This window comes from Rhodococcus sp. (in: high G+C Gram-positive bacteria) (assembly GCF_049286785.1).
Classification (GTDB): Bacteria; Actinomycetota; Actinomycetes; order Mycobacteriales; family Mycobacteriaceae; genus Rhodococcus_F.
In genome coordinates, this window is record NZ_JBAQEO010000268.1 from 1 (window position 1) to 5,709 (window position 5,709).

5 protein-coding genes are annotated in these 5,709 nt (G+C 65.7%); 2 read left to right on the plus strand and 3 right to left on the minus strand.

What is annotated here, in order from left to right; genetic code table 11:
- Positions 1–53 precede the first annotated feature (53 nt).
- Positions 54–2,405 carry an MMPL family transporter gene (locus WAW17_RS10715; RefSeq protein ID WP_422332961.1) on the minus strand — a complete coding sequence of 784 codons (2,352 nt, stop codon included), beginning with the start codon at positions 2,403–2,405 and terminating at the stop codon, positions 54–56.
- Positions 2,406–2,456: 51 nt separating this feature from the next.
- Positions 2,457–3,059, minus strand: coding sequence for a TetR/AcrR family transcriptional regulator (locus tag WAW17_RS10720; RefSeq protein ID WP_422332962.1), 603 nt, complete (start codon positions 3,057–3,059; stop codon positions 2,457–2,459).
- A gap of 120 nt (positions 3,060–3,179) precedes the next feature.
- Between WAW17_RS10720 and WAW17_RS10725 the strand changes: the two genes are divergently transcribed.
- Entirely contained in the window at positions 3,180–4,013 is an 834-nt protein-coding gene (locus WAW17_RS10725; RefSeq protein ID WP_422332963.1) for a methyltransferase domain-containing protein, read from the plus strand.
- A 13-nt stretch (positions 4,014–4,026) separates the two neighbouring features.
- Here WAW17_RS10725 and WAW17_RS10730 read toward each other — a convergent pair whose 3' ends face one another.
- On the minus strand, positions 4,027–4,488 hold the full coding sequence (locus WAW17_RS10730; RefSeq protein WP_422332964.1) for an RrF2 family transcriptional regulator: 462 nt from the start codon (positions 4,486–4,488) through the stop codon (positions 4,027–4,029).
- A 167-nt stretch (positions 4,489–4,655) separates the two neighbouring features.
- Here WAW17_RS10730 and WAW17_RS10735 point away from each other — a divergent pair, with 167 nt between their 5' ends.
- On the plus strand, positions 4,656–5,693 hold the full coding sequence (locus WAW17_RS10735) for an alpha/beta hydrolase (RefSeq protein ID WP_422332965.1): 1,038 nt from the start codon (positions 4,656–4,658) through the stop codon (positions 5,691–5,693).
- The last annotated feature ends 16 nt before the right edge of the window (positions 5,694–5,709 follow it).

Consider the following 5,709-nt stretch of genomic DNA (forward strand, 5'->3'; position numbering starts at 1 on the left):
CCCGACCCCCTCGACCACTCACGAACACTCACGAACACTCACGAACGGAACGCCTATCTCGCGGGCTCCAGTTCTTTGCTCTCGGCGACGGGCAGCACCTTGACGAGCTTCTCGCCTTCGATGTCGACGTTCGGCAGGATCTTGTCCAGCCACTTCGGCAGCCACCACGCCTTGTCGCCGAGCAGCGCCATGACTGCCGGGATGATCACCATGCGCACGATGAATGCGTCGAAGAAGACTGCCGCGGCCAGGGCGAAACCGATCGACTTGATGAACGAGTTCGGTTCGGCGATGAAGGCCGCGAACACCGACATCATGATGATCGCCGCGGCGCTCACCACCCGTGCACCGTGGGTGAAGCCGATGGCGACGGCCTGCCGGGCGGTGGCACCGTGGACGTATTCCTCCCGCATCCGGGTCACCAGGAACACCTGGTAGTCCATCGCGAGACCGAACACGACGCCGATCAGGAAGATCGGCATGAAGCTGACGATCGGCTGCGGGTTGCTGATGATGCCACCCCAGCCCTCCTGGAAGACGGCGACCGTGGCGCCGAAGGTGGCCGCGACGCTGAGCAGGAACCCGAGAGTGGCCGTCAGCGGGACGAGGATCGAGCGGAACACCAGCAACAACAGGATGAAGGCAAGGCCCACGACCACGGCGAGGTACGGAATGAGCGCGTCCTGCAGCGTCTCGGAGATATCGCCCTCCAGCGCGGTCTGGCCGGTGACCCCGTAATTGACGCCGATCGAATCGTGGAGATCCGCTTCGGCCCCACGGATGTTGTTCACCAGATCCATGGTCGCGGAATCGCTCGGACCGCTACTCGGAGTGACCAGGATCTGCGCGGTGTCGCCGGCCATGTTCGTACCGACGACCTGGGCATTGGCCACGTCGTCCTGCGCGGTGATGGTGGCGACGACCTCGCCGAACGCTTCCGGCGCGGGGACGGTGGCGTCCTTGGCGTCCACGACGACGAGCAACGGCGCGTTCTTACCGGGGCCGAACCCCTCGGTCACCAGGTCGTAGGCCTGGCGCGAACTGGTCGCGGGATCGCCCGTCGACTCACTGGGCAGTGCCAGGTTCAGTCCCGCTGCGGGGAGGGCGAGCGCTCCCAGCAGTACCACGCCGCCGATCAACGGAATGGCGGGGCGACGGACCACCGCGCTGATGAAGCGCAGGGCCAGGCTCGGCTTGCCGCCTTCGTCGTTCTCGAGATCGCGGCTCTTGATGAACGGAACCTTCCCTGCAAACGCTTTGCGTCCGAACAATCCGAGCATCGCCGGCAAGAGGGTCAGCGCGATGAGCACCGCGATGAGCACGGTGAACGCCGCGGCCGCGCCCATGTCGGAGAGGAACGGGATCCCGACGACACGGAGGGCAACCAGCGCGATGAAGACGGTGAGCCCGGCGAACACGACAGCGGAACCGGCGGTACCGACGGCGCGTCCGGCCGCTTCCGCACGGTCCTCCGTGAGAGACAGTTCGTGACGGAACCGGGAAACGATGAACAGCGAGTAGTCGATGGCGACCGCCAGGCCGATCATGATCGCCAGAGTCGGGGTCATCGAACCGAGATCCATGAACCCGGTTGCCACGGTGATACCGAGGCTGCCGATCGCAATGCCGATGATCGCAGTGATCAGCGGCAGTCCGGCGGCCACGAGCGAACCGAAGGTGAGGGCGAGGACGACGGCGGCCACACCGATACCGACGAGCTCGGTGGCACCGCCCGGTGCCTCTGCTTCGGCGGCGGCGGTACCGCTGATCTCGACGGTCAGCCCGGCGCTCCGGCCGGCATCGGCGGCGGTCGTCACCTGTTCGCGCAGCGCATCATCGACGTCGGTGACCGCACCGGTGAACGGGACCTCGACGTAGCCGACGGTCCGGTCGGGGCTCAGCGGTGAAAGCGCCGCGGCGTTCGCGACGGCAACATCCTCGGGGGTTCCCTTCTCGGCTGCCGACGACGCCGCCATTTCGACCAGCCGGTTGTTCGCAACCACCGGATTCACCAGCGCCGAGGATGCCTCGGGGCCCGAGGCCGTGGCGGGATCGACCTTCGCCGCGTCCTGCACCCGCTCGATGCCGCGCACCTGCGCGAGCACCGCATCCATCGCCGCCTGGTTCGCGGGGGTGTCGAGCGTCTGCCCCTCAGGGGCAGCGAACACGTAGCGCGCGCTGACGTCTTCCATGGGGTTGCCGCCGGCGGCATGGGGGAAGCGCTCGGCCATCAGGTCCTGCGCTTCTTGCGCGGGTGTACCCGGGATGGAGAACGAGTCCGAGGTGGGGCCGGACAGGGTTGCCGCCCCGACGCCCATGAGGACCAGGATCACCAACCAGATGCCGAGGACCGCGCCTTTTCGCCGGTAGGCGAACTTGCCGATCCGATAAAGATAGGTGGCCATGAGAGGCTCCTTCTGAGTCGGTGTTGCGAATGCTGGTCGAGAAGTGCCGGGTTACGGCTGGGGAATTCCGCGGCGGAGCTGACGGAAGGCGTCACGCACCAGTTCTTCCGGTCCGCTCGCGCCGGACTTGCCGCTCATCCACAGGTCGAGTGCCACCGTGCAGGCAGCGCCGACAGTCATGTGCAGCAGATTGGGGTAGAGATCGGTATCGATGTTCGTTCCGGTCCGTTCGGCGATTACCGCGCCGACCAGCCTTGTGACCCGAAGATGCACCTCGAGCTTCTTCGCGAGGAGCGACGGGCTGGACTCGACGAGCTCCATGATCGCGTGCGTTTCCTCGAGCGGTTTCGCCGGATCTGTGACGATCTGAACCACCACGTGCTCGAGTGAATCCCAGATCGGCTCATCCTCGGGACGTGCCCGGAGCAGCTCCACCCAGTCGCGGATGGACTCCTCGAGCTGCGCGAGTACCGCCTCCTCCTTGCTGGAGAAATAGTTGTGGAACGTGCGGGTCGACACTCCCGCCTCGGAGGCGATCGCGTCGGCCGTGACGCACTCGATACCCAGCGCGCGAGCCAGACGCGCGGCAGCGCCGCTGAGAGCAGCGCGTGTGGCGGCCTTTTTACGGTCTCGCAGACCCAGTTCGGATATCACTTCATCAACGGTACAGAACTTGCACTCGCCTGCAAATTTGCAGAGCCATGCACTTTTATGTCGTTGGCCACATCGCGCCACCCACTGTGTGCCAGGCCACTCCAGGTTTACGCTCGGGGGGTGACGGACCCGACGAAACCGGTCTCCTTCCGCTCGGACGAGATCGACCACAGTGATCTCGAACAGTTGTCGGCAGTCCTCGACGTGCAGGCCGAACGCCCGGGCATCCGCCGCCTGCGCGAGTGGGCACATGCAGCGCTGCACCTGCAGCCCGGGGAAAGCGCCCTCGACATCGGATCGGGCACCGGATCCGAGACCCAGGCCCTCGCTACAGCGATCACCGAGACGGGCCGAGCCTTCGGACTCGACCCGAATCCGGGGATGGTTCGAATCGCCACCGAACGTGCCGAGAATGCACGGTCCGCGGCGCAGTTCGTCGTCGGCGACGTCTACGCCCTGCCTTTCGCGGACGGCAGCCTCGACGCCGTCCGCTGTGAACGGGTGTTCCAGCACCTGACCGAGCCTGCGCGGGCGGCCGCGGAAGTGGCACGTGTCCTGCGAGCGGGTGGACGGGCCGTCATCCTCGACAGCGACTGGGGCACAGCGATCATGCATCCGGGCAACCCTGCGGTATTGGAGCGGATCACCCGCGTGATGCTCGGCCGTACCGCCAACCCGCTGTCCGGACGCCTGCTCCGCGGACAGCTCACCGCCGCGGGCCTCACGATCGAAGACGTCGGCTCACAGGCGTTGATACAGGAATCAGACGACGCCACCGGTCCGCTCGTCCAGATGATGACCGAATACGCCGTCGCAGAGGGCAGCATCACACCCGGCGAACGCACCGCACTGTTGGGTGAACTGGACGCCGGCGCACGTAGCGGCGACTTTCACATGTCGGTGACGATGTTCGCGTATCTGGCCCGCAAGGACACATCACCGCGGCCGGCGTAGTTGCTCGTCCGAACTAAGCCCCTCGACGTTGCCAGGCTCCGGGATCTGCGGTGAGTTCGGTGATGAAGTGGGGAAGATTCTCGTCGGCCACGTCGGCAAGGGTGACGTTCTCGAGCACGGCACGCAGGTTCACCCGTACTGCGATCCATACGTCCTGAAGTCTGGTGGCGGGGCCGGAATACTCGACGTCCTCGGGCCGCTCGCCCCGCACCGACGCCAGGGGCCCCTCCACCGTCCGGATGACGTCGGCGATGGTGATTTCGTCGGCGGGACGGGCCAGCCAGTAGCCGCCGTCGGGACCACGCCTGCTGTGTACCAGTCCCCCACGTCGCAGATCGGCAAGCACGGCCTCGAGGAATTTGTGCGGAATGGACTGCGCGTGCGCAAGGTATTCGGCCTTGGACACCGCAGGACCGGCCGCCGCCAGTTCGACCAGTGTTCGGACGGCGTAGTCCACCCTGGCGGTGATATGCACCTCGGATTCCTACCACCGAACTATGAAACCGGGCAAACTCCACGCATCCCGGCAGTGGAACGAATCCCGGCACCGTGGTGTCCACCACCACGCATTACAGTGTCGCTATCCGTGTGCGACGCATCCGGCGGGGGGGACCCGTACTTTCCAGCTCGAGGTGGCCTCTGATGCGTCGAACACACGTGACACGCCGTCGTGCACGCGCAATTGCCGTCTCGGCCGTCGGTGTCCTGACGGCCGCGTTCCTCGGGGTGGGCACCGCCGATGCCGATCCCCAGGCCGATCCCGCCACGGCGCGGATCGTGAGCATCGACAAGTCCGGCGAGCAGCACTGGAAGATCGACGTGTACTCACCGTCCATGGACACCGTGGTGCCTCTCGATGTGCTGCGACCGGCAGACACCAGCGTGCCGCGGCCCATCCTCTACGTACTGAACGGTGCCGGTATCGGTGTGGTCAAGGGTTCCGGCTGGGTCGAAAGCACCGATATCATCGATTTCTTCTCGGACAAGAACGTCAACGTCGTGTCGCCGTTCGCAGGTAACTTCAGCTATTACACCGACTGGGTCAGCGACGATCCGGTTCTCGGCCGCAACAAGTGGGAAACGTTCCTGACCGAGGAAATCCCCCCGCTGCTCGATGCGGCACTCGGTGCCGATGGCGTGCAGTCGATCATGGGAATGTCGATGAGCGCAGGCTCCGCCTTGGATCTCGCGGCGCGGACCGGCGATTTCTACTCCGGCGTCGCGTCGTTCAGCGGATGTGTGCGCGTCAGCGATCCGCTGGGCAAGCAATACGTGAAGACCGTGGTCGAGGGCCGCGGGAACGGCAACGTGGACAACATGTGGGGACCCGACGGCGACCCGCAGTGGATCGAGCACGATGTGTACCTCAACGCGGAGAAGCTGCGCGGCAAGGCCCTGTACGTGACCAGCCGCAACGGCGCGCCCGGACCATTCGATACCCCTGGCAACGCCCGCATCAGCGATGATCCGAACGTCCTGCCCGTGCAGATCGTCCTCGGCGGTGGCATCGAACTGGCCACCGGCATCTGCACGCAACAGTTGGTGGACAAGCTGGGCGAGCTGGGCATCCCCGTCACGGCAGACGTCGGCGCACCCGGAACCCATTCGTGGGGGTACTGGGAACAGGACCTGCGCAAGTCGTGGCCCGTCCTGGCCCGGTCGATGGGCGTCGAGAACTGAAACGCCGTCACATGGG